Annotated in this window: 1 protein-coding gene; it reads right to left on the reverse strand. The window is 77.7% G+C overall.

The features are described 5' to 3' along the window. Positions 1–919, reverse strand: a 919-nt coding sequence (locus tag GXP76_RS35460) for a DUF6350 family protein (protein WP_242575728.1), incomplete at both ends; no start/stop codon positions are given.

A 919-nucleotide genomic window follows, 5' to 3' on the forward strand; every position in this document is an offset into this window, starting at 1 on the left:
AGGGCGGTGTCGCCCGCGCTCCATGCCTCGTCCCGCTCGGCGTAGGGCGGGGCGGCGACCCGTACCGTGAACCGGGCGATCACCAGCGCGGCCACCACGGGCACGACCCCCGTCGCCCACGTCACGACCATGCCGGGCCCCTCGGCGGGCACGGCCGCCAGCAGCGGGAAGGGCGGCAGGGCGGGGCTGCCCGTGACGGCGAGCGGGGTGACCGTCGCCGACGTGCCGAGGGCGAAGCCGGGGCCGAGGGCGTACGACGCGGCCCAGACCGCCGCGTTCGGGAGCAGGGCGACGGTCAGCAGCAGCACGGCGATCCGTCCGGACCAGGCCGCCGCCAGTTGCAGGAAGGTTTCTTGTGCGGCGCCCGCGTGCCACAGCAGCGAACAGGTGACCAGGAAGATCCCGCCGCCCAGCAGCGCCGCCGTCCCCGCGGTCGCCGACCGCATCACGACAAGCGCCCGGCGGCGTCTGCCCGCCGCCCCGGCGGTCGGCGGCGCCGGCGTGTCCGCCCGGCCGGGGCGGGTCAGCCGGCCGAGCAGCGGACTCAGCGGCCGGCCGCTCGCCACCCACACCCCCGCCGCGGCCGACAGCAGGGGCACGAGGGGCAGTTCGAGCGCGGTGCCGAACGTGTTCGTGGAGAGCGCCCCGCCTCGCGCGTAGAGCAGGACAGCCCCGCCGACCAGCAGGTACCCGCCGGCGACCGTGCACAGTGCGCCGAGCGCCGTGAGCTGGGGCCGGCCCTCGTCCGGCTCCAGCGCGTCGCGCGCCGACCGGTAGACCAGCCACACCGGCAGCGCCATGACCAGCAGGGGTACGACTCCGACGGGCGCGGGCACCCCGGAGAGGGTGTCGGGCCGTACCAGCTCCGCGCCGTGGGCCAGCAGCCACAGCGCCGCCGCGATGCGCAGGGCTCCGCCGG

Origin of the sequence: Streptomyces sp. NP-1717, from assembly GCF_022695985.1 — a bacterium.
Lineage (GTDB): Bacteria > Actinomycetota > Actinomycetes > Streptomycetales > Streptomycetaceae > Streptomyces.